The sequence below is a fragment of the Chitinophaga chungangae genome, from assembly GCF_017742215.1.
Taxonomy (GTDB): domain Bacteria; phylum Bacteroidota; class Bacteroidia; order Chitinophagales; family Chitinophagaceae; genus Chitinophaga; species Chitinophaga chungangae.
This window is the reverse complement of sequence record NZ_JAGHKP010000004.1, coordinates 102743-125362: the sequence shown is the minus strand read 5'-3', so window position 1 is coordinate 125362 and position 22620 is coordinate 102743. Positions and strand designations below refer to the sequence as shown.

General features: G+C 53.4%; 20 protein-coding genes. 5 read left to right on the top strand and 15 right to left on the bottom strand.

Features of this window, described 5'->3' with window-relative positions:
• Window positions 1-83: 83 nt before the first annotated feature.
• The 3 genes from eboC to J7I43_RS20245 all read right to left on the bottom strand — a co-directional run bounded on the left by eboC (window position 84) and on the right by J7I43_RS20245 (window position 2959).
• Window positions 84-986 carry a UbiA-like protein EboC gene (gene eboC, locus J7I43_RS20255; protein ID WP_209147685.1) on the bottom strand — a complete coding sequence of 301 codons (903 nt, stop codon included), beginning with the start codon at window positions 984-986 and terminating at the stop codon, window positions 84-86.
• 44 nt (window positions 987-1030) lie between these two features.
• Window positions 1031-2017 carry a TatD family hydrolase gene (locus tag J7I43_RS20250; RefSeq protein ID WP_209147684.1) on the bottom strand — a complete coding sequence of 329 codons (987 nt, stop codon included), beginning with the start codon at window positions 2015-2017 and terminating at the stop codon, window positions 1031-1033.
• A 63-nt stretch (window positions 2018-2080) separates the two neighbouring features.
• Window positions 2081-2959 carry an EboA domain-containing protein gene (locus J7I43_RS20245; RefSeq protein WP_209147683.1) on the bottom strand — a complete coding sequence of 293 codons (879 nt, stop codon included), beginning with the start codon at window positions 2957-2959 and terminating at the stop codon, window positions 2081-2083.
• A gap of 619 nt (window positions 2960-3578) precedes the next feature.
• Here J7I43_RS20245 and J7I43_RS20240 point away from each other — a divergent pair.
• The gene (locus tag J7I43_RS20240; RefSeq protein ID WP_209147682.1) at window positions 3579-3986 is read left to right on the top strand and encodes a transmembrane 220 family protein; all 408 of its coding nucleotides are present in this window, start codon (window positions 3579-3581) and stop codon (window positions 3984-3986) included.
• 105 nt (window positions 3987-4091) lie between these two features.
• On the opposite strand, the gene J7I43_RS25070 is transcribed toward J7I43_RS20240, so the two are convergent.
• The 8 genes from J7I43_RS25070 to J7I43_RS20200 all read right to left on the bottom strand — a co-directional run bounded on the left by J7I43_RS25070 (window position 4092) and on the right by J7I43_RS20200 (window position 13429).
• A complete protein-coding gene (locus J7I43_RS25070) occupies window positions 4092-4295 on the bottom strand; it encodes a type II toxin-antitoxin system Phd/YefM family antitoxin (RefSeq protein WP_209147681.1) in 204 nt (67 codons plus the stop codon).
• 58 nt (window positions 4296-4353) lie between these two features.
• A complete protein-coding gene (locus tag J7I43_RS20230) occupies window positions 4354-7761 on the bottom strand; it encodes a ThuA domain-containing protein (protein WP_209147680.1) in 3408 nt (1135 codons plus the stop codon).
• Window positions 7762-7861: 100 nt separating this feature from the next.
• A complete protein-coding gene (locus J7I43_RS20225; protein ID WP_209147679.1) occupies window positions 7862-8587 on the bottom strand; it encodes a ThuA domain-containing protein in 726 nt (241 codons plus the stop codon).
• 7 nt (window positions 8588-8594) lie between these two features.
• Window positions 8595-9314, bottom strand: a complete 720-nt coding sequence (locus tag J7I43_RS20220) for a 3-keto-disaccharide hydrolase (RefSeq protein WP_209147678.1) — start codon at window positions 9312-9314, stop codon at window positions 8595-8597.
• Between the two features lie 28 nt (window positions 9315-9342).
• On the bottom strand, window positions 9343-9753 hold the full coding sequence (locus J7I43_RS20215; RefSeq protein WP_209147677.1) for a c-type cytochrome: 411 nt from the start codon (window positions 9751-9753) through the stop codon (window positions 9343-9345).
• Between the two features lie 66 nt (window positions 9754-9819).
• Entirely contained in the window at window positions 9820-10872 is a 1053-nt protein-coding gene (locus tag J7I43_RS20210) for a sugar phosphate isomerase/epimerase family protein (RefSeq protein WP_209147676.1), read from the bottom strand.
• Between the two features lie 123 nt (window positions 10873-10995).
• Window positions 10996-12159 (bottom strand): Gfo/Idh/MocA family protein, encoded by a 1164-nt coding sequence (locus J7I43_RS20205; protein ID WP_209147675.1) that lies wholly within the window; start codon window positions 12157-12159, stop codon window positions 10996-10998.
• Between the two features lie 31 nt (window positions 12160-12190).
• The gene (locus J7I43_RS20200; RefSeq protein WP_209147674.1) at window positions 12191-13429 is read right to left on the bottom strand and encodes an MFS transporter; all 1239 of its coding nucleotides are present in this window, start codon (window positions 13427-13429) and stop codon (window positions 12191-12193) included.
• 479 nt (window positions 13430-13908) lie between these two features.
• Between J7I43_RS20200 and secA the strand changes: the two genes are divergently transcribed.
• The 4 genes from secA to J7I43_RS20180 all read left to right on the top strand — a co-directional run bounded on the left by secA (window position 13909) and on the right by J7I43_RS20180 (window position 19620).
• Complete coding sequence (secA, locus tag J7I43_RS20195) at window positions 13909-17229, top strand: preprotein translocase subunit SecA (RefSeq protein WP_209147673.1); 3321 nt, start codon at window positions 13909-13911, stop codon at window positions 17227-17229.
• Between the two features lie 85 nt (window positions 17230-17314).
• A complete protein-coding gene (gene deoC, locus J7I43_RS20190; protein WP_209147672.1) occupies window positions 17315-17977 on the top strand; it encodes a deoxyribose-phosphate aldolase in 663 nt (220 codons plus the stop codon).
• Between the two features lie 42 nt (window positions 17978-18019).
• On the top strand, window positions 18020-18445 hold the full coding sequence (locus J7I43_RS20185) for an SPOR domain-containing protein (protein ID WP_209147671.1): 426 nt from the start codon (window positions 18020-18022) through the stop codon (window positions 18443-18445).
• Window positions 18442-19620 (top strand): M20 metallopeptidase family protein, encoded by a 1179-nt coding sequence (locus tag J7I43_RS20180; protein ID WP_209147670.1) that lies wholly within the window; start codon window positions 18442-18444, stop codon window positions 19618-19620. Before J7I43_RS20185 ends, J7I43_RS20180 begins: the two co-directional genes overlap by 4 nt.
• A 60-nt stretch (window positions 19621-19680) precedes the next feature.
• Here the strand turns inward: J7I43_RS20180 and J7I43_RS20175 are convergent, their stop codons facing one another.
• Genes J7I43_RS20175 through J7I43_RS20160 form a run of 4 tightly spaced genes read right to left on the bottom strand, consistent with a single transcriptional unit; the run spans window position 19681 to window position 22500 of the window.
• Window positions 19681-20430: a hypothetical protein gene (locus tag J7I43_RS20175; protein ID WP_209147669.1), complete on the bottom strand. Its 750-nt coding sequence runs from the start codon at window positions 20428-20430 to the stop codon at window positions 19681-19683.
• 12 nt (window positions 20431-20442) lie between these two features.
• Window positions 20443-20820, bottom strand: coding sequence for a GntR family transcriptional regulator (locus tag J7I43_RS20170; RefSeq protein ID WP_209147668.1), 378 nt, complete (start codon window positions 20818-20820; stop codon window positions 20443-20445).
• Window positions 20821-20837: 17 nt separating this feature from the next.
• Window positions 20838-21653 carry a hypothetical protein gene (locus J7I43_RS20165; RefSeq protein ID WP_209147667.1) on the bottom strand — a complete coding sequence of 272 codons (816 nt, stop codon included), beginning with the start codon at window positions 21651-21653 and terminating at the stop codon, window positions 20838-20840.
• A 10-nt stretch (window positions 21654-21663) separates the two neighbouring features.
• Window positions 21664-22500 carry an ABC transporter ATP-binding protein gene (locus J7I43_RS20160; protein ID WP_209147666.1) on the bottom strand — a complete coding sequence of 279 codons (837 nt, stop codon included), beginning with the start codon at window positions 22498-22500 and terminating at the stop codon, window positions 21664-21666.
• Between the last annotated feature and the right edge of the window lie 120 nt (window positions 22501-22620).

Below are 22620 nucleotides of genomic sequence, written 5' to 3'. Positions count from 1 at the left end.
AGCGGGGGCGATGCATTCCGGGCATAAATAGTTGGTATGGCAACCATGTGCGCATCTTCCTTAAAAACAAAGGGATAAGTGGCTCAGGTAACGGAAAAGGCCTTCGAAAGAAGGATAGACAGGGGCAGAAAAGCCAGCACCGCGAGCGGATAGGGCGTAACCGCGAAAGCGGCCACCCATGCGGCGTTCATCGCTATCAACCCGATGATGCCGCCTTTTACCGCCTTGCCGATATTTGGCCCTGTGGGCGCTTTCATGGCTTTGATCAGCGGGGTGAGGATCAGGTATAATAGCACCGCGAGGTAAAAACTTACTTTCAGCGTTTCCCCTTTCATATAACCCTGCCAGAAGATCAGCGCGCATACGATGCCGTAACCGCCCGCGGCCAGCATCAGCGTCTGTTTTTTTCCGCCATGCACTTCATCGCGGGAGATCATGGTGATGGAAGCGATGTACAGGATGGGAACAAGCGCCAGCCATCCGTATTGGGGCAGCGATTCGGGCAGGATGCTGATGCCGAGCAGCAAGTTGAGCCCACGGCAAAGCCCCATGTTGAAAGGCCCCAGCAGCTTGTGATGTTTCCCCCATTTGTCGTACACCAATGCCGCGATGGCGATGGCGATGGCGATAAAACCGGAAATTTCTCCCACGGTAAAAGCCGCCAGCACGCCCAGCAGCAAAAGATATACGCCCAACACCACCGCTTCCGTTTTGGAAATGATGCCGGAAGGAATGGGGCGCTCGGGCCGCTCCACGCGGTCGAGCGCTGCGTCGAAAATATCGTTGAACACCACGCCGCCGCCGTAAAGGCCGATGGTGGCGATGGCAAGACAAATTACCTGTAATACAGCCTGAACGTCGGCGAGCCCGTGCGCGAGAAAACCCGCAATGGCAATGCCCGCCATGATGTCGGTTATGGCCGTCAGTATATTGGCGGGGCGCATCAGTCGCAGGTAGCCGGTCAGTTTGCTGAAGATATAGTTCACGTGTTAGTCAGGTTTTCAATACAATAAAGCAATGGAAAAAAATGTTACCGTATGATCGTGGATTGTTTATTGGGCCTGGGTTGCTGGCCGCCGCGCAAAACCGTGCTGCCGTTGTATTTCAGGCTCTGGTCTATTTCGGCGGGTTGTTCGAAATCCTTTTCGTTGAGCTGGCCGCTTTGCGCGAATGCGGTGATGGCGTTGCGATATGTAACAAGCTCCACATCGGGCTTTGAAATGCCGCGTTCCAACATCAGCGCGGCGGTTTTTGGCACTGCGAGCGGATCACTGATGCCCCAGTCTGCCGCGGAGTTCACCATGATACGTTCCGTACCGTATTGTTTCACCACTTCGACCATTCTTTCATTTCCCATCTTGGTAAAGGGATAGATGGTGAAGGCGGCCCAGAAACCGCGGTCCAGCACTTCTTTCACGGTCTCTTCGTTGTTGTGGTCCACGATCACCATATGCGGGTCGAGCCCCATTTCGATGGCGATGTCCATACTCCGCTGGGTGCCTTGTTTTTTATCGCGGTGCGGCGTGTGGATCTGCACGGGCAGCCCTGCTTCCTTTGCGAGCAGCAGCTGCGCGCGGTAATATTTTTCTTCCAATGCGGTCTGGTCGTCGAAGCCGATCTCGCCTACGCCTACCACGCCTTCTTTGTAAATGAAAAGCGGGAGGATTTCCATCACCTGTTCGCTGAGCGCTTCATTGTTCGCTTCTTTGGAATTGAGGCCGATGGTGCAATAATGTTTAATGCCGAATTGAGAAGAGCGGAAACGCTCCCAGCCCACGAGGCTGCTGTAATAATCCCGGAAAGTATCCACGCCGGTGCGCGGCTGCCCGAGCCAGAAGGCCGGTTCGATAATGGCGGCCACCCCGGCGTCTGCCATGGCCTGATAATCGTCTGTGGTCCGCGAAGTCATGTGTACATGCGGGTCAAAAAAACGCATCCCTTTGATGGCCTCCAGGTAAGCCGGGTTATGCGATTGGGGTACAAGGTCCTTTTCCGTCAGCTGAGCACTACAACACATATGAATATAAATTACAATTGGGTTTAAATTAAGAATAAAGGGCGCACCGGCCAATAACATCAATTAGCCATTTACACGACTGGCAACGGTGCTCCAGGTAAGCGTTCCGGCGGCAATGTCCGATTGCAGGTCAGGCCGGGTGGCGAGCAGGTCTTTGGCGGGCTGCCAGGCAGACGCGGCGCAGGCGAGCGCGGCTGCTTCCCGTTCGGCGTGCTGCTCGGAGAACCAGATCCTTTTGATGTCTTCAAAATTGCCTTCATGGATGAACGGCGCCACCATGCGCCAGATGAGCGGGTGCACGGTTCTTCCCGCGGCCCAGCGCTCGTGCGCGAAGTCTGTGAGAATCCTTGCCAGTGAAGCGTTTGCACGTTCGTCGATCCCTACGATATGCTGCACGGGTTTTTCCGTGAAAAACGCTTTCATAACGAGCTGGTTCCACGCCGGTTCGTCTAAATACTGCGCCGGATACGGATTGTGGAGCATAATGGCTTCCAGTACCACGCCGATGTTGGAGCGGATGCCTTCGGCAGTGCGCATTTTCCAGGCTTCGGGAAAAGCCAGCAGCGGCAGGGCGCCGTACAGCGCCACCAGTTCGTTCATTTCCGCGGCATGGAAGAGGTTCTCTATCGACTGAACGTAAATTTTCTGATCGTCTTCCTGCAGCTGCATGAGCCACCATACCCTGAAAAGCCGGTCTGCGGTATACTCTTCCAGCCGGAAAGGCAGTAATACCGCGGCCTGTTCGCCGGTTACGTTAACGGCATCTCTGCCGAGAAAGCGGGGGGCGGCGGTAAAAGCAAGATTGAAGGCTTGCATAGCGCGCTGGGCCTGCCATGTGCGGAGTTTATCTGAAATCCAATGTTGGCCTTTTTCTGAAATATTGCTAAGGAGCACCTGGTATAACGTTCCCGAAACCGATTCCCTGTTAAATGCGTATCCCATGGGGCTAAAATAATGAATTTCAGGCATCGCGGGGAAGGGATATTTTTTTCCGGGGGCTGCGGGACGCGGGTTTCAGGGGCGGGTTAAAAATAAAAGAGAGGCAACTAGTGCCTCTCCTTCCGCCATTCTAAAACCTGATTAGTAACCAGGATATTCTTCAGGGGATGCGGTCCCCAATGTCGTTTTCAGGGTTAATATTTCAAAAGCCGTGCCGTTTATCAGGCAGCTTTCTTTGTGCAATATAAGGATTAAAAATCGTTCGGCGCTCACCCCAAAGTGTCAAAATTTTAACATTCCCTTTGGAAAAACGATTTTGCAAGAAGTGGTAATCAAGCTGGCTGTCTTTTCAAGCGGCACTTTTCTGGAATAAAGTGCCTGATTCAAAGTGGAATTTATAAAGACAAAAAAATTTATTCGGGTTGACGAGTCAGCGTAGATTTTTTATTCATGCAATGGTTTAAAACAATTTTGTTGTTCCTTATGTTCTAAAATTATAACATTTATTTAACAACCACAAACATCTTGGCCACTTTTTTTTTCGGGAACGATTCCGGCACTATGTATGCCGGATTTTCCGTAAGTTTAATCAATTTAGCCAACATTATTTCATATTAATGACATGAAAATATTCAACGTAGTTTTTGCCGTGCTGTTTGTGTTATTTGCCGCGCTCCAGTGGAACGATCCGGACCCTTACATCTGGATGCCGATCTATCTTTACGGGGCCGTTTTCTGCGGACTTGCTGCCGCCGGCAATTATTACAAAGGATGGTACCTTTTTGGCATCGTGGCCTGCCTGGGGTATGCCGTATCTCTTTTTTTCGCGAAAGACGGGGTGCTTAGCTGGGCCACCGAGCATCATGCCGAGAATATCGCCGGCGCCATGAAAGCTTCCACCCCCTGGATCGAAGATACCAGGGAGTTTTTCGGCCTTTTTATCATTATCGTCGTGCTGCTGGTGAACTTTGTGTATATCAGCCAGAAACGCGCGAAAAAGATGCGTAAAAAGATGATGAAGATCGGCTGATCGTTTCGGTCATAACTTATTCAAATTCAAAAGGCTGCCGGTAAAGGCGGCCTTTTGATTTATTCATCCTCCCACCCCGAGGGCCCCAGGATAAATTCATTTCTTTCAGTCAATTAATTCATGATCTTCCTTGATACCGTCATCAGCGCGTTTAAGCGCTTCAGTTAACCGAGCCCGGTTCTCATCAGACTTTAAAAGGCGTAATGTTTCCTGAATAGAATTCCATTCTGCCAATGATATGATAACCACACCTTGTCTGCTCCCCCGGGGTACAATCAGCGTATCACTATTATCGTTTATATTTCCCAAAAAAGGAAGGAAGGACCATCCGGCCCTTCCTTCCAGGAAAATATCGTACTAACGGGTGTTATTTGGCCAAAAGCCGCACCACATCCAGGCCTACCGGCAGTTTCTCAGCCGGGTCCGCCGCTTTGAATACCAGGTACAGCGTATGTTTTTTCCCGTCGTTCACCGCCGGGAAAGAGATCGTGGCCGTATTCGGCTTGCCCGCCGCGGCGCCCGCGCCAATGCTGGCGCTTCCCAGTTGCTGGCCGGCCTGACCGTCGAGGTGAACGGAAACGGTATAACCGTACTGCGGCACTTCCTGCACGAAATAACTCAGTTCCAGCCCGGTTACGTCCGTCAGGTCCATTTCACGGTAAGAAGCCCATGAATTCGCCGTGGGGATCAGCAGTTTTTTGCCGTTGATCTCTACCGTGGCCGCAGCGTCCGCCTTCGCGTAACTGCCCGCCTGGAACCGCGGGTTGCGCAGCTCGGCACTGGCCGTGCCCGTGATCGGGCGGATGCCTTTTCCGCCTTTATCGGTGTAGGAAGCCATCAGGTACAGCACGCCCCTGTCTTTCAGCTCCTGGCCCATCGTCGGGTCTACCGTTCCGGTGGCGGGCAGGCTCGGTTCCTGTTTTTCGCCGCCGGCGAGGGAGAAGATGTATTCCACGATCTGTTTGGCTTCGGAATTGGAAATGTTCGGATGGGCGCTCATCGCAGTTTCGCCCCAAACGCCGCCGCCGCCTTTGATGATCTTCTCCGCGAGATATTCAGGCGATTTCGGGTCGGCTTTGTATTTCCCGGCTACCTGCATAAAGCTCGGGCCGATGGATTTTTCGTTCGGTTTATGGCAGGTCTTACAATCGGAGGTTTCCATGATGTTCTTGCCCGCGATCGCCCCGGAAATTACCTGGTGGCCCTGGCTCATGGCGGCTTTATCCCTTCCTTCCATATACACGCCCTTGATGTAGAGATTGGCTGCGTCCAGCGTGCCGGCGCCGGTGCTGCCGTCTTCCTTGTCCGTCACGTTCACTTCGTAACGCACCGGTTTGCCGGGGAAGTAGAATTGCTGGTTGCCCAGGATATCGATCTTCACTTCCGGCGTTTCGTTACCGGCGTAAACGTTGATCATTTTTGTGCGTGAAGTGGCGCCTTTATCGTCGGTCACATCTACGAATACAGGGTATTCGCCCGCGGTGGAGAAGGTGTATTCCGCATGCGGCTCTTTGGTTTCCAGCTTGTTGCCGTTGCCGAAGTTCCATACGTAAGTGATCTGGTCGCCATCGGGATCTACCGCTCCTTCAGCCTCCAGCTTCACTTTGAAGGGAAGGCCGCCGGTGAGTTTGTCTACTTTCAGCGTGGCTTTCGGCGCGCGGTTGCCGCCGTTATAATCGATGCGCGAAAGACCGGCATCGGCGTTTTTGCTGAACCATCCGTTGCCGTATTCCAGCACATACAACCTTCCGTCCGGCCCCATTTCCATATCGATCGGGGCATTGAATTTGGTGGATGGCATGAAACGTTCCATTTTCTGGTAATTGCCGTCCTTATCCATGGTCACGGCCATGATCCAGCCGCGTATCCAGTCGTAGATGAACAGTTTGCCGTTGTAATATTCCGGGAAACGGGTCTCTTTCGGGTAAAACTCGCTGTAATACACCGGGCCCGCTTCGGCATTGCGGCCGCCGGCGCCCACGAGCGGGAATTCTTCAGACTTGGCGTACGGGTACCAGATAAATGCGGACTGTGCCGGGGGAAGCTCGGTAAGACCGGTATTGTTGCGGGAATTATTGACGGGTTTGGCGGGATCGTAAGCCGGGCCAGACACGCCGGTTTCATAATCGAAAGCGCGGTAAGGCTGGTTGTTGGCGATGAACAGCGGGTAACCGAAGTAACCTGCTTTTTTCGCCTGGTTCACTTCGTCGTAACCGCGCGGGCCGCGCAGCGAATCGTTGTTGGATGCATCCGGGCCTACTTCGCCCCAATACACGTAATTGGTTTTACGGTCCACCGAAATGCGGTAAGGGTTGCGGGTGCCCATGGCATAGATCTCCGCTCTTGTTTTATCGGTCTGTTTGAAAAGGTTGCCTTCAGGAATTTCGTACGTCGCGTCTTCTTTCACACGAATGCGGATAATTTTTCCGCGCAGGTCGTTGGTGTTGGAGGAAGTTCTGCGGCCGTCGTACTGCAGGTGCCCCGGGCGGTCGTCCGTAGGGCCATAACCTTTGCTGGTGTAGGGCTGGTTAGGCTCGTCGAAGGGCGTGGTGTTGTCGCCGGTGGAAAGGTACAGCAGCCCGTCTCCGCCGAATGCGATGGAACCGCCGGTATGGCAGCAGATCTGGCGCTGGGAATAGAACTGGAGAATGATCTTTTCGCTTTCAGGGATCACTTTATTGTCTTTGAACGTAAAACGGCTCAGCCTGTTCACGGAAGTATCCGCGGGCGAATAAAACAGGTAGATGTAATTGTTCTTCGCGAAGTTCGGATCGGCGGCAAGGCCCAGCAGGCCTTCTTCCGCGTTCACGCCTTTGATGTCTGTCTTGTGATACACGTTCAGGAAACCCACCTGCGTAAGGTTTTTGCGGGCTTCGCTGTAAAGCAGTATTTCGCCGCGGCGCTGCGCCACCAGGATGTCGAGATTAGGCAGGATGGCCATTTCCGTAGGCTCGAAGAACTCGCCGCTGGTGAGCATTTGTTTGGTGAAGCGGTCTTCGTCGGGCACGCGCTGCGTTTTTGCGTTGGCATAATCCAGCACACGGTTTTTGCCGATGGCGTATTGAATGCCGCCGAGAATATGTTTGAGGTACGTAGGTTCTGTGTAAGATTCTTCGGTGTGACCCAGTTCGGTATACCAGGCGCGACCGCCGTCGTACTCATGGTACCAGCTGATCCTGTGATCGTCTCCCATCGTGCCGCCTTTGTACGATTTCTCGTCTACTTTCATCAGCACTTTGGTATCGGTGTTCACATTTTTGAAATTATACCATTCGTCCGTATGCTCCCAGTTGTCGGGGATTTCGGCGGTAGACGGGTGATTTTTGTCCGTTACGGTCAATTTTGCCTTAGCGGTGCCGGCGGGATGGTCGTTGAAATAAGCGCCCGCGAGCTTGCCGTACCAGGGCCAGCCGTATTCGGTATCGGTGGCGGAGTGGATGCCCACGTAACCGCCGCCCGCCTGGATGTAACGTTCAAAGTCGGCTTCCTGGCGATTGTCGAGCACATCGCCGGTAGTGTTCAGGAAGATGATGGCGGAATATTGCGACAGGGAATCTTCCGTAAAACGCGCGGCGTTTTCAGTCGTGTCCACTTCAAAACCGTTTTCGGCGCCCAATTGCTGGATCGCTTTAATGCCGGCAGGTATAGAGGCATGACGGAATCCTTCGGTTTTGGAGAACACCAGCACCTTCGGCTTGCCGGGCCGGGTTTTGGAGCAGCTCGTAATACCAAGGGCAGTCACAGCCAGGATCAGCAGTAATAAAGAATTTCTCATTGAGTACATCTTGTTTGTAATGTAAACGTGGTGGTATAAAAGTGCGTAGAGACGCAGTTGCCTGCGTCTCTACGTGATAATATGTTGTTTGTCCCTGCGGTCATCTTTTCAAACCGGTTACATATTCAATCCCTCCGAGCACATGTTTCAGGAAGGCTTCTTCCCTGTAGGATTCTTTGGTATGGCCCAGTTCCGTGTAAAACGTGCGGCCGCCGTCGAATTCCCGGTACCAGCTCATCGGGTGATCGTTCCCGTTTTTCCCGCCCTGGTAGGAACTTTCATCTATTTTGATCAGTACGTTCAGACCGGGTACGATGCTTTTAAAATTGTACCACTCGTCTCTCCTCACCCAGCTTGCATCCAGGTGTTTCGTGGCAGGGTGTTCCCTGTTCACGACCTGCAACGTGGCGGTTTGCTGGTTGGGGTGACTGAGAAAATAAGCGCCTACCAGCTGGTTGTACCAGGGCCAGTCGTACTCCGTATCCGTTGCCGCATGCACGCCGATGTAACCGCCGCCTTTTTTGATGTACGATTCCATGGCGCTTTGCTGTGCGTCGTCCAGCACGTTGCCGGTGGTGTTGAGGAACATCACGGCTTTGTAACGTTTGAGGTTCTTCGTGTTGAAGACCGATGCGTCTTCGGTGGTGTCCACGTCGAACCCGTTATCTGCGCCCAGTTGTATCATGGCCAGTTTGGCCACCGGGATACAATCGTGGCGGAAACCCGCGGTTTTGCTGAAAACCAGCAGCCTGGGTTTTGCCTTTTTAAAGGAGGAGCCCGCCACCAGTATCACCAGCAGGAACAGGAGGTATTTTTTGCTGCGCATAGGTCAATTACAGTTCTCTGATCTTGATATTCCGGTACCACACTTTATCGCCGTGGTCCTGCAGCGCAATATGGCCTTTGGGATATTTGCCGAAGCCTTCCCAGGTCTTGAATTTGCTGCTGCCTACCAGCGAAGCCCATTCCGCGGTGCCCATGGTCGTTTCAGCGGTTTTGTGGCCGTTGAAGATGAGGGTGAGCTTGCCGTCTTTTTTGATGATCTTGGCGGTGTTCCACTCTCCTACGGGTTTGGAGTAGTTGGCGGAAGCCGCGATCAGGTCGTACAGGTCGCCGGAGTTGTGTTTTTTGATCTTGCCGTCGGGGTGTTTGGCATCGTCGAGCACCTGCATTTCAGGACCGGTAGCGTAAGTGGCTTTGAATTTCGGGTCTTCGTGAACACCGAAAATGATGCCGCTGTTGCCGCCTTCGCCGATCTTCCATTGCAGTTCCAGTTCGTAGTTTTCGTATTCGCCTTCGGTGATGAGGTCGCCACCGGAAGCACCGCCTTTTTTGGCATCGGTGTCCAGGTACAGCGCGCCGTCCTGCACTTTCCATGCGCCGGGCACGTCCTGCTTGAGGTAACCGCGCCAGCCGGCGGTGGTTTTACCGTCGAACAGGAGTTTCCAGCCTGCTTTTTTCTCTTTCGCGGTCAGGGAAGGGCCCTGCGCGTATGTAACCGTTGAGCCGGCAAGCAGGCCCAGCAGCAACGTGGAAGCGAGTAAACGTTTCATAAAAAAAGGTTGTTTAAAGGATGAATTTTTATTTCACGGTGAGAATGTATTTCACCATTTCTTCCGCGTCGGATTTTGAGATCGCTGCGTGCGGCGCCATGGGCACTTCGCCCCAGTTGCCGGAACCGCCTTTGATGATCTTGTCTGCCAGCGTGGAAACGTTCTCAGGCGTGTTAGGATATTTAGCCGCTACTTCCTTGAAAGAAGGGCCGATCACTTTTTCGGTTTCTTTATGACAGGTCGCGCAATCCTGTGCGGCCATCAGTTCTTTACCTTTACCGGTTACGTCTTGTACCATCGAGTTATCGGCCGCCGGTGCGGGCGTTGTTGTTTCCGTTGAAGATGAACTTCCCTCTTCTTTCTTTTCACCACCGCCGCCGCATGCAGCCATAAGGAGTACCGCGCTCATGCATACCGGCATCCACATTGTTTTTTTCATCGTTTACCGAGTTTTTATAATTGAGAAAAATCGTTTTAGCCTATTGGTCGCCCGATATCCGCGGCGCTAAATTCCGAGGATACGTTTGTTCAGGTTATCGTCTGCCCCCGTTCCCGCAAAATCGTCGAATGCTTTTTCGGTTACGCGGATGATGTGGTCTTTAATGAAAGGCGCGCCTTCCCTTGCACCGTCTTCCGGGTGCTTCAGCGCACACTCCCATTCCAGCACAGCCCATCCTGCATAATCGTATTGCGTCAGTTTGCTGAACACGGCTTTAAAATCCACCTGTCCGTCGCCCAGCGAGCGGAACCTGCCGGGCCTTTCCACCCAGCCCTGGTAACCGCCGTATACGCCGGAACGGCCGGTGGGATTAAATTCCGCATCTTTCACATGGAACATTTTGATCCTTTCGTGATAGATGTCGATATACGCAAGGTAATCAAGGCACTGCAATACAAAATGACTGGGATCATACAGCAGGCAGGCCCGCGCATGATTTCCGGCAGCTTCCAGGAAACGTTCGTAGCTGGCGCCGTCGTGCAGGTCTTCGCCGGGATGGATCTCGTAACAAAGGTCTACGCCGTTGGCGTCCATTTCATTGAGGATGGGCAGCCAGCGGGCGGCCAGTTCTTTGAAACCGGCTTCCACCAATCCCGCCGGGCGTTGCGGCCAGGCGTAAAAGGTATGCCACATCAGCGCGCCGCTGAAAGTGGCGTGCGCGTTCAGCCCCAGGTTGCGACTGGCTTTGGCGGCGTACATCAGCTGCTGCACGGCCCATTCGGTGCGGGCTTTGTTATTGCCGCGCAATTCTTTGGGAGCAAAGCCGTCGAACAGTTCGCCGAAGGCGGAATTCACCGCTACCAGCTGGCCCTGCAGGTGCGTGCTCAGCTCGGTGATCTCCAGCCCCGCATCATTCACGATGCCTTTGATCTCATCCGCGTAGGTTTTGCTTTCGGCCGCTTTTTTCAGGTCTATCACGCGCGCGTCCCAGGTGGGGATTTGCACGCCCACGAAGCCAAGGTCTTTGGCCCATTTGCATATGCTCTCCAGGCTGTTGAAAGGCGCTTTATCGTCGAGGAACTGCGCCAAGAAAATACCGGGCCCCTTTATCGTTTTCATTTGTACACTTTGATTTTTAAAAGGCCAAATGGAATCTGCGATTTCATTTGTACACTTTGATTTTTGCTCTCTTCCTTATCCGGTTAAAAATCCAATATCCGTTAATTCAGAGAAAACGGCTTGTTAAATTTCGAATTTCGTCCATTTTTCGGTACTGGCGGAAGATTTCACCACCATATCGATAAATGCCATGCCGCGGATGCCGTCGTCTACAGACGGGAAGTCGAGCGCTTCGGGCGCGGGCTGTGCCCCGTCTATTTTAGCGGTAAGCGTGAGCGCGAAATTGCGGTACAGGTTGCCGAACGCTTCGAGGTAACCTTCGGGGTGACCGCCCGGCGTGCGGCAGTTGTGCGTGGCATAGCTGCTCAGGTGCGGGTTTCCGCCGCCCGCGCGGAGAATTTCCGTGGGTTTGTCCAGCCATTTCACCAGCAGGGTATTAGGCTCCTGCTGCGCCCATTCCAAACCGCCTTTTTCGCCGTACACGCGGATCTTCAGCGCGTTTTCCTCACCCGCCGCTACCTGCGACGCCATCAGCACGCCTGCGGCGCCCTGGTTGAAACGCAGCAGCACGGCGCCGTCGTCGTCGAGCATGCGGCCTTCCACCATTACGTTCAGGTCTGCACAAAGTTTATCGATCTGCTGGCCGGTGATGTATTCGGCGAGATTGGCGGCGTGTGTGCCGATGTCTCCCATACAGCCGCTTTTACCGGAACGTTTGGGGTCTGTGCGCCAGGCCGCCTGGGCGTTGCCTTCGCGCTCGCTGAGCTTGCTGAGCCAGCCCTGCGGGTATTCCACCCAAACCTTGCGGATCTTGCCGAGCACGCCGTTTTTCACCATCTGGCGGGCCTGTTTCACCATCGGGTAACCGGTGTATGTATGTGTAAGCAGCAGGGTAAGACCGGTCTGCTCCACTTTTGCTTTCAGTTGTTTGGCTTCGTCCAGCGTAAAGGTGATCGGTTTTTCGATCACTACGTGGAAACCTTTGTCCAGCGCCATCATAGCCGGCTCGAAATGCGCGAAGTTCGGCGTCACGATGGTGATGAAGTCCAGTCTTTTGTCCGCAGGCATTTTGGCTTCATTTTCCAGCATGGTTTTGAAGTCGGTATAAATGCGGTCGCTCTCCAGGAACAGCGAGCGGCCGGAATCCTGCGCTATTTCGGGGTTGATGCTCAGCGCCCCGGCTTTCAGTTCGATCAGGCCGTCCATATTGGCGGCGATGCGGTGGATGGCCCCAATGAAGGCGTCTTTTCCGCCTCCGATCATTCCCATTCTAAGTTTCCTGTCCATACTATAATTTGATTTCGATATGATTACTTGATTATGCGGTTTGTGTTTCTGCGTGCAGGTTCACCTTGCTTTTGTTCCTGTACACGAAGAAAAGGATCGCGAAGGCCACGATAAGGATGATGGGCATGATCATCACGGTGGTGAGCGTGTCCCTGCCTGCCTGCAGCTCCGCAGTAGCGGCATCGGCACCGGCCTGGAGAGCCTTTGCTTTGTTATTGTCGTACCAGTTGCCCATGAAAGGCAGGATCACGGCCACGCTCAGCATGCCTGCGCCGCCCATGATGTTGAGGCCGATGGCGCCGGTCTTGGGAATATATTCGGATACAAAACCCAGCATGGTAGGCCAGAAATAACATACGCCGATAGCAAATACAAATGCAGCCGCGAAAGTAACATAACCGGATGCGTTGCTCAGCCAGTACAGGCCGATAGCAGCGAAGATGGCGGAGAACAGCAGCATGCCGGCGGGGTTCAGCCTATGCACCACGGGGCCAGCAAAGAGGCGGCCGATGGCCATAATGCCGTTGATGAACACGAACACCAGGATAGCGGAAACGCCTACCTGTTTCAGCAGCGTATCGATCCATTGGCTGGTGCCCAGCTCGGTGGCGGCGGTGAGGAACATGCAAAGCACCATAAATATGAACAGCGGGCCTACGCAGGCCTTCAGCATATCGCCGTAGGAAACGCCGGAACTTACCCTTTCTGTTTCGGGGAATTTAGCGGAGGAAAAAAAGTAGCCGTACAGCGCGATGGGAACCAGGAGGATGCCCATGAGCCATTGCCAGCTCAGTGCCAGCTGGTCTATCATAAAATAGGCTACCAGGCCGCCGATCACGTTCCCACCGGGGAACCACATGTGAAAACGGTTCAGCATCTTGGTCTTTTCACCGGAATAAATGGTGGCTACCAGCGGGTTGCAGGCCGCTTCAACACTGCCGTTGGCGATGCCGATCAGCAGGGTGCCGAGGAACAGCGGCCAGAAGCTCAGGGAGAAGATGGTAAGCACCACCCCGGCAATATGGCCGAAGAAGGCGACATACAATATCTTCTTCATGCCCACAACGTCCACGAGCGGGCCGCCGATGATCTGGGCAAGTGTAAAGCCCCAGAAGGCAGTGCCGGCAATAATGCCGACCTGCTCGTTGCTGAGCGTGAAATCGGTTCCCCATAACGACATGATCCTTGCGCGGATGGCGAAGGTCATGGCGGTGACAATTAATGAAAGACAGCTGGTGTAAAAAAGTTTTTTTGGCTGTATCTGCTTCATAGACGTGATTTTATAAAAAATTCAATAGCGTATTTAAAACCTTTAAATTTATAAAAAGTATTGACATATTTTCATCTTTTCTTGATGAACAGCCGCCGGATTACTGAATATTTTACCGGTCCGCTTCTGTCCTGCATTTTCACCCTAATTTTTTTGATGAACGGCTTTTTACCCACCGCACCCGCCAAAAGATGCCGGCCCGTAAAAACCACAATATACAATTCGTGTTGATAAGACAATTATTTTTCATGGGAGGCCGGCTGGCAGACCTGCATTTTATTTCCTTCAAAACCGGGGCGGATTTAGGTAATTCCCGCATTTAACTGGCTGATCCCCTTAAAAATCCCTAATTTTACGAGCCTCGGAAAACAGGGAAGGAATTTCCTGCCACCTTGGCACAACCTTGCGGCCGGGCGTAATATTTGACTATATTTCACCCGCTACAAGGTATTTTATCTTTTGAAATCGAAAATTTTAACATGCTAGGTTTTTTAACAAAGCTTTTCGGAGGAAATAAATCAGAGCGCGACATCAAGCTCATCCTCCCCGTTGTGAAGCAGATTAACGAGGAGTTCGAAAAACTGTCATCCCTTACCATCGACGAGCTGCGCAGCAAAACGCAGGACTTCCGGGCCCGTATAAAAGCCCATCTGGCCGATATAGACAAGGAAATTGCCGATAAAAAAGCAAATGCTGAAGCGCAGGAAGACGTAAACGCCAAAGACCTCACTTACCACGAGATCGACAAACTGGTCAAAGACCGCGATAAAAAGATCGAAGAAATATTGCAGGTGATCCTTCCCGAAGCATTCGCCGTGGTGAAGGAAACATCGAGAAGACTGAAAGAGAACAGCAGTATCACTGCCAAAGCCACCGACCTTGACCGCCAGCTGGCCGTAAAACGCGATTATGTGTCCATCGAAGGTGACAAAGTGACCTGGAAAAATACCTGGATCGCGGGCGGCACCGAAGTAACCTGGAACATGGTGCATTACGACGTGCAGCTGATCGGCGGTACGGCCCTGCACCAGGGGAAGATCTCCGAAATGGCGACGGGTGAAGGTAAAACCCTCGTGTCCACCCTGCCCGCTTACCTGAACGCACTGGCCGGCGAAGGCGTGCATATCGTTACGGTAAACGATTACCTCGCCCGCCGCGACAGCGAATGGAACGGCCCCCTGTTCGAGTTCCTCGGCATTACGGTGGATTGCATCGACAAACACCAGCCCAACTCCTTCGAACGCCGCGAAGCCTACAAAGCAGACATTACCTACGGTACCAATAACGAATTCGGTTTCGATTACCTGCGCGACAATATGGTGCACAGCCCCGAAGAAATGGTGCAGCGCAAACACCACTTCGCCATGGTGGATGAGGTGGACAGCGTATTGATCGACGATGCGCGTACCCCGCTCATTATTTCCGGTCCCATCCCGCGCGGCGACGAGCAGGAATTCCACGCCCTGAAACCCCGCATCCAGCGGCTGGTGGAAGAGCAGCGGAAAGTGGTGAACGCCAGCCTCCAGGAAGCCAAAAAACTCATCGCGGAAGGGAAAGACGACCCGAAAACCGGCGGCCTCGCCCTGATGCGCGCATACCGCGGTCTTCCCAAAAACAGCGCCCTCATTAAATACCTCAGCGAGCCCGGCATGAAAGTGCTCCAGCAAAAAGCGGAGAACTATTACATCGCCGACCAACAGCGCGAAATGCATAAAGTAGACGACGGCCTGTATTTCCACATCGAAGAAAAAAACAACAGCGTAGACCTTACCGAAAAAGGCATCGCCCTCATCACCGGCGCCGGCGAAGACCCCAACTTCTTCCTCATGCCCGACGTAGGTTCCGAAATAGCCGAGCTGGAAAAGCTCGACCTCAGCGCGGAAGAAAGGCTGCAACGCAAAGACCAGCTGCTGCAGGACTTTGCCATCAAATCCGAGCGCATCCACTCCGTGCAACAGCTGCTCAAAGCTTACACGCTTTTCGATAAAGACGTGGAGTACGTAGTAATGGACGGCAAAGTGAAGATCGTGGACGAACAGACGGGCCGTATCCTCGAAGGCCGCCGTTATTCCGACGGTCTGCACCAGGCGATCGAAGCAAAAGAAAACGTGAAAGTGGAAGCGGCCACGCAAACTTTCGCCACCATTACTTTGCAGAACTATTTCAGGATGTACCACAAACTCGCCGGTATGACCGGTACCGCTACCACGGAAGCGGGCGAGTTCTGGGAGATCTACAAACTGGACGTGGTGACCATCCCGACCAACCTGCCGATCGTGCGTAAAGATGCCGAAGACCTCGTATACAAAACCAAACGCGACAAATACAAGGCGGTGATCGAAGAGATCAAGAGCCTGCAAGCCGCGGGCCGCCCCGTGCTGGTGGGTACCACTTCCGTAGAGGTATCCGAGCTGCTGGGCAAAATGCTGACCTTCGAAAAAGTAACACACAACGTACTGAACGCGAAACAGCACGCCCGTGAAGCGCAGATCGTTGCCGAAGCCGGCCTGCCCGGCGCCGTGACCATCGCCACCAACATGGCCGGCCGCGGTACGGACATCAAGCTCGGCCCCGGCGTGAAAGAAGCCGGCGGTCTTGCCATTATCGGCACCGAACGCCACGAAAGCCGCCGTGTAGACCGCCAGTTGCGCGGCCGCGCCGGCCGCCAGGGCGACCCCGGTACTTCACAGTTCTTCGTGTCGCTGGAAGACGACCTGATGCGTATGTTCGGCTCCGAACGCATCGCTTCCCTCATGGACCGCATGGGTTACAAAGAAGGCGAAGTGATCCAGCACAGCATGATCACCCGCTCCATCGAACGGGCGCAGAAAAAAGTGGAAGAAAATAACTTCGGCATCCGTAAACGCCTGCTGGAATACGACGACGTGATGAACAAACAGCGCACCGTGATCTACTCCAAACGTAATCACGCCCTGTTTGGCGAACGCCTCGCCATCGACATAGACAATTCATTCTACGAAGTAGCCGAATCGCTCGTGGCCGTTCACCGCGAATCCGGCGACCACGAAGCGTTCAAGCTCGAAGCGATCATGAACTTCGCCGTGGATACTTCCATCACCGCAGAAGAGCTGCAGAAATCCAACGTGCAGGAGCTGGCTGAAAAACTCTATGCGGAAGCCGTTCACAATTATCACCGCAGAACAGGCGAGATGACGGCCGGCACTTTCCCCGTGATCAAAAAGATCTACGAAGAGCAGGGCCATCATATCGAAAACATATCCATTCCTTTCACAGACGGCAAAAAAGGCATCAATGTGCTGGCGCCGCTGAAAAAAGTGGTGGAAACGGGCGGAAAAGAAACCGTGGCCGCGCTGGAGCGCAGCATCACCCTGGCTTTGATAGACGAAGCCTGGAAGGAGCACCTCCGCGCGATGGACGACCTGAAACAATCCGTGCAAAGCGCCGTGTACGAACAGAAAGACCCGCTGCTGATCTACAAATTCGAAGCGTTTGAACTGTTCAAACAAATGAGCGCGGATACCAGCAAGGAAATCGTATCGTTCCTCTGCAAATGCGGCATCCCCGGCCAGCAGGGCGAAAGCACCGAGATCACCGAAGGCCGCGAGGAAAAGACCGATATGAGCCGCATGCGCGCCACGCACCAGGAATTTGACGAGAACGGCGGCGCGGCAGCTCCCCGCAGGGAAGAATACGGCCCCGCTACGGCTGAAGAACACAAACCCGAGCCCGTGCGCGTTGGCCCGAAAGTAGGCAGAAACGATCCCTGCCCTTGCGGAAGCGGCAAAAAATTCAAGAACTGTCACGGTAAAGACCAATAAGAAAATATTCACACCAATTCATTCTAACGGAGTTACCGGGGCAGCCTGCGTAACTCCGTTATCCTTTCAGGCTAAACCGTCTGCCATGAAAATCAACCGCTACATAGACCATACCATCTTAAAACCCGTTACCACCGTAGAGGACATCAAAACCCTCTGTATGCAGGCGGTGGAATACGATTTTGCGGCCGTTTGCGTGCCCCCTCCCTTTGTAAAGCTGGCCAAGACCTTCACCGGCGGCACCGGCACCAAAGTGGCCACCGTAACGGGCTTCCCCTTCGGGTATTCCGCCATCGAGGCCAAGGTGGCCGAAAGCGTGCTGGCGATTATCGACGAGGCAGACGAGCTGGACATGGTAGCCAATCTCATCGCCATCCGCGGCGGCGACTGGGGTTACCTGGAAAAGGAGATTGCGACCATTATGCCCATTGTGCGTAATAAACAGCGGGTTATCAAAGTGATTATCGAAAGTGGCATATTATTGGAGGAAGAAATCATTAAATGCTGCGAACTGTACGGCCGCTACGGGGTGGATTTCGTAAAAACCTCCACCGGCTACGCCGAAAAAGGAGCTTCCGCGGAAGCGGTGGCCCTGATGCGGAAACACCTCCCCGGCAATATTCAGATAAAGGCTTCCGGGGGGATTCGTACATTTGCTTTTGCCAAGGAATTGATCGATGCCGGGGCAACGAGGATAGGAGCAAGCGCCAGCATAGAGATCATGAAACAGGCGGCGGCCATGCAATAATGGGGAACCGCCTTCAAATTCTGCAATCAAACGATTTATTATATGATGTTAAGAACAGGCTGCCTCCTGCTTTTTTTGTTCTCCGCCGCCACGCTGCGCGCGCAGGACAGTGCTCCCCAGGACGGGAACATTAAAGTGCTGAAAGACGGCCGGATAGACATCCTGATCAGGAAACAGATCTACATCAACGCCCTTGCGATCCGCAACCAGCCCGGCTTCCGCGTACAGGTACTTACCACCAACAAACGCAACGAAGCGCTGGACGCAAAGGCCAAGGTAATGCAGGCCTATCCTGATTACCGCAGTTATGTGGATTTCGAAGCCCCTTATTTTAAAGTGCGCATCGGCGATTTCAAAACAAGAGACGAAGCCACCGACCTGCGCAACAAACTGTCTAACATGTTTAGCGGCGGCGTATTTGTGGTGCCTACCACCATCAACGTGTCACCGGAAAAAGAACTAGAATGAAGAACCGGATCAAGTCCCTGGCCAGTGAATACGCACCTGACCTTATTTCCTGCAGAAGACATCTCCATTCCCACCCGGAACTTTCTTTCAAGGAATTTGAAACCGCTAAATTCATCCAGCAAAAGCTCGGCGAATACGGCATACCTTTCCGCTCAGGCGTAGCGGGTACGGGCATTGTGGCGGTTATTGAAGGAAAAAACCCGTCCAAAAAAGTGATCGCCCTCCGCGGCGATATGGATGCCCTCCCCATCGAAGAAGCCAACGATGTTCCTTACAAATCACAGCATCCTGGCGTAATGCATGCCTGCGGCCACGACGTGCATACCACCGTGGCCCTCGGCGCGGCAAGAATACTCCAGCAGGTGCGCGACGGATTTGAAGGCACCGTAAAAATATTGTTCCAGCCGGGCGAAGAAAAACATCCCGGCGGCGCCAGCCTCATGATCCAGGACGGCGCGCTCGAAAACCCCGTACCGCAGGCCATTCTCGGCCTGCACGTACATCCCGGGCTGGAAGCGGGTAAGCTCGGTTTCCATGCGGGCAAGTACATGGCCAGCGCAGACGAGATCTACATCACCGTAAAAAGCAAAGGCGGCCACGCCGCCGCGCCGCATCTTACGGCCGATACCATCCTGATCGCGTCTAACCTCGTGGTAAGCCTGCAGCAGATCATCAGCCGCAACAACGACCCGTTCTCCCCTTCCGTGCTTTCCATCTGCGCTTTCAACGGCGGTTTCACCACAAACGTGATCCCCAGCGAAGTGAAGCTGATGGGCACTTTCAGGGCGATGGACGAAACATGGCGTTTCAAAGCGCACGACCTCATCCGCAAACAGGCCACGGAACTGGTGCACGCCATGGGCGCGGAGATCGACATCGATATTCTCGTGGGTTACCCCACGCTTTATAACAACGAAACAGTAACCGCCACGGCGCGCCGCCTCGCCGAAGAATATATGGGCCCCGGCCTTGTAGGCGATACGGAAATGCGGATGGGCGCGGAAGATTTTTCCTTCTATTCGCAAGTGATCCCCGCCTGCTTCTTCAGGCTGGGCATCCGCAACGAAGCCAAAGGCATTACCGCCGGCGTGCATACGCCCCGCTTCGACGTAGACGAACAATGCCTTGAAATTGGCGCTGGCACGATGGCTTATCTCGCCACGCAATTCAAATAACAGAGCGGTCCCGGTAAAAAGCCGGGACCGTTTTCATTCTCTTGTATTTGTGAGACTTTTTTATTGCCTGTTTAAATAGGCCTGCATATCTTCCGGCCGCCCGGCGATGTTCACGTTCGCCACCGAATCCATCCTTCCCTGCACGATCTTCCCGAACCGGTGCGGCACGTTAAAATAAAACGCGGAAGGCCCCACCGATTCATACCACAGCGAATCCACTTTCATGTACCGCGAAAAGTTTACATAACTCCCGTAATTGGAAACCGATAACGCCGGCAGTTCCATTTTGGTGAAAGTAACGCTACGCGCATCGTCCGCCAGTACCTTCAGCGGAATGCTTTGCACGATGGAAGGCGCTTCCAGCATGGTTTTTCGAACGGTCAGCGAGGTCAGCGACGGGGCGTACAATTTCAGTTGCCGTTTGTCGTACGACAGCAGGTCATCCCGGTTGCGAAGCCTGTCCACTTCATAGGTCAGGTACAGCGTATCGTTGCTGTACCGTTCTTTCACGAACCGATCGATCGTGGCATTGAGCGAGAGGTGCGGCGTGAACTGCGGCCCTACTTCCAGTTCAAAACGTTTGATCTCGTGCACGAAAGGATTATCGCTGAAACGGTTGACAGCCTTGCCATTGAACACCAGGTGGCTGAAGGGTTTCAGCGGCCGTTCGATATTCTGCAACGGCTTCTTTTCTCTTTTGTGAAGATTTCCCTGTGCGTACTGCACCTGCAGCAACAGGTTAAACACTACCATCATCAAAGGCAGCAGTATCAAAAAGGCGAAAAATATCTTGTTACTTTTCTTTTTCATGGCTTGTCGGGTTTATTGCGCCTTCAATTGGCGCTGTTTGAACTTTTCATAACGGGCCTTGAGCTCATCCAGCTCTATGCCCAGCAGGTACATTTTCCGGAAGAACAGCGGCAGCTCTTCCTGCAAAAACTGTTCGCGGCGCACGGAGAGAATCTTTTTCACCGCGTCTTCGCATACGAAATAACCGAGCCCACGGCGCGTGTAGATCACGCCCTGCTGCTGGAGATGTTCGTACGAGCGCATCACCGTGTTCGGGTTTACTTCCAGCGTTACGGCCAGTTCGCGCACGGAAGGCACCTTGCCTTCGGGCGGCCAGTGCTGGAGTTGCACCTGGTCGCACACGTAATCCGCGATCTGGAGATATATGGCTTGTGTTTGATTAAATTCCATAAAAAGGGATTGATGCGTTACAGCTCCTGTTCGCGCAATTTGAGATAAGCCAGGTAAAGAAATAAAAGGGGGATCAGAGCCGCAAACAGCGTGAATATCCATTGCTGGCCGGCAGGGAGGAACACGTTGTACACCGTTTCCATTCCCGGCCGACCGGTGGTCGCCACGGCAAAAGATTCAAAAGGCATCGCGTTCCAGAAAACATATTTGGCGCCGCCGGAATTGGCCGGAGAGCCGCTATTTACCACCAATTTCCCAAGCGCGCTGTTGAAAAATGAAAATACGAGCACCGGCAAACACAGCATCACAACGGTTTTTACAAAGGTGAGCTTTCTGAACCAGATCGCGCTGAGCAGCACCACCGGCAGTATCAGGTAAAGGATCTTCAGCGTCATCACTTCGCTATCGCCGTTAAAAACGTACAGCTGGTTGGGATGTCCGAACAAATGCGCGTCCGCCAGGTTAGTGACCGCGCAACACAAAACATAAATGCCCGAATAAGTGGCAGGGAATACAATGAACACCATCAGGAAAGCCACGGCGAATCTTTCGAGAGCGGACACAGGGAGCATCAGCGCCTGCACCCTGCGGGTTTTAGCACCGAACTGCCGGAAGATCATTGTGCCGAACACGAGGGAAAGGAAACAAAGTGAAAGCTCGAAGTTTTCTTCCTGTATGTCGAACTCGAAGCCGAAGGTAGCGTTGGCTGCGCGGAAGAGCATGTACACGAGCAGCAGCCCGGCAATTGCCGCGGCGCCCAGCAGATACATGCGGCGGTTGACGGCAAACTGCATTCTTAATAACAGGATAAAACGGTGGAAGGAGAAATGCATGGCAAAGGATTTATCGTTGAAACAGGGAAAGGATCTTTTCTTTTTCAGTCATTACCGCGTTGAAGAACATTTCCATGTCCATGCGGCTTTGTTCCGCCTTGCGGTTCACGGCCACCACGGCATACCCTTTCAGCGAGCCTTCGCTGTAAACGGGCATTTCCGTTTCCTCGAGGCTCATTACCTGCCGGAAGCTGAGTTTCTCCGTGATGCCCGAAACGCTTTCCTGCAGAATGATGCGCCGGTCTTCCAATATCAGCACCTCATCGATCAGGCTGTCGAGGTCTTTTACCTGGTGCGTGCTGATCACGATACACTGGTCTTCCTGCAAGCCGCCGGCGATCACTTTGCGGAACTGGCGTTTGGAAGGAATGTCCAGCCCGTTGGTAGGCTCGTCCATCAGGATCAGTTTGGCGTTGGTGGCCAGCGTGAAACTGATGAGCACCTTTTTCTGCTCGCCGTGGCTGAGGGCCTGTAAAGATTGTTGGGCGGGCATTCCAAATACTTTCATATAATTTTCGAACGCTTCATGGCTGAAATGCGGATAAAAAGGCGCGTACATGCGAAGATATTCGCTGATGCGCATAGGCGGCATTTCGAAATCTTCGGGCAGCAGGCATACCTGTTGCAGGAAGGCGGGGCGGCGAAGGGCGGGCGTATGCCCCAGCACGCTGACGCTGCCCGAAGCGGGGAACAGGAGGCCGCAGATGTTGTACATCAGGCTGCTTTTGCCCGCGCCGTTTTTGCCGAGCAGGCCGTAAATGCGGCCGGGCCTGAGCGAAAGGTTCACATCCTCGAGAATGGGAACGGCTTTGTTGTAGGCGAAATAAAGGTGTTGAAGGGATACCATATGCTGATAGTTAGAAATTAACTAGTGCACTACTTAACTAGTACACTGTAAATGTACGGCAATTTCTTTATTCTCCAAATTTTTCTGCAAGTATTTGATCAAATGCTATTAATCCGCCCG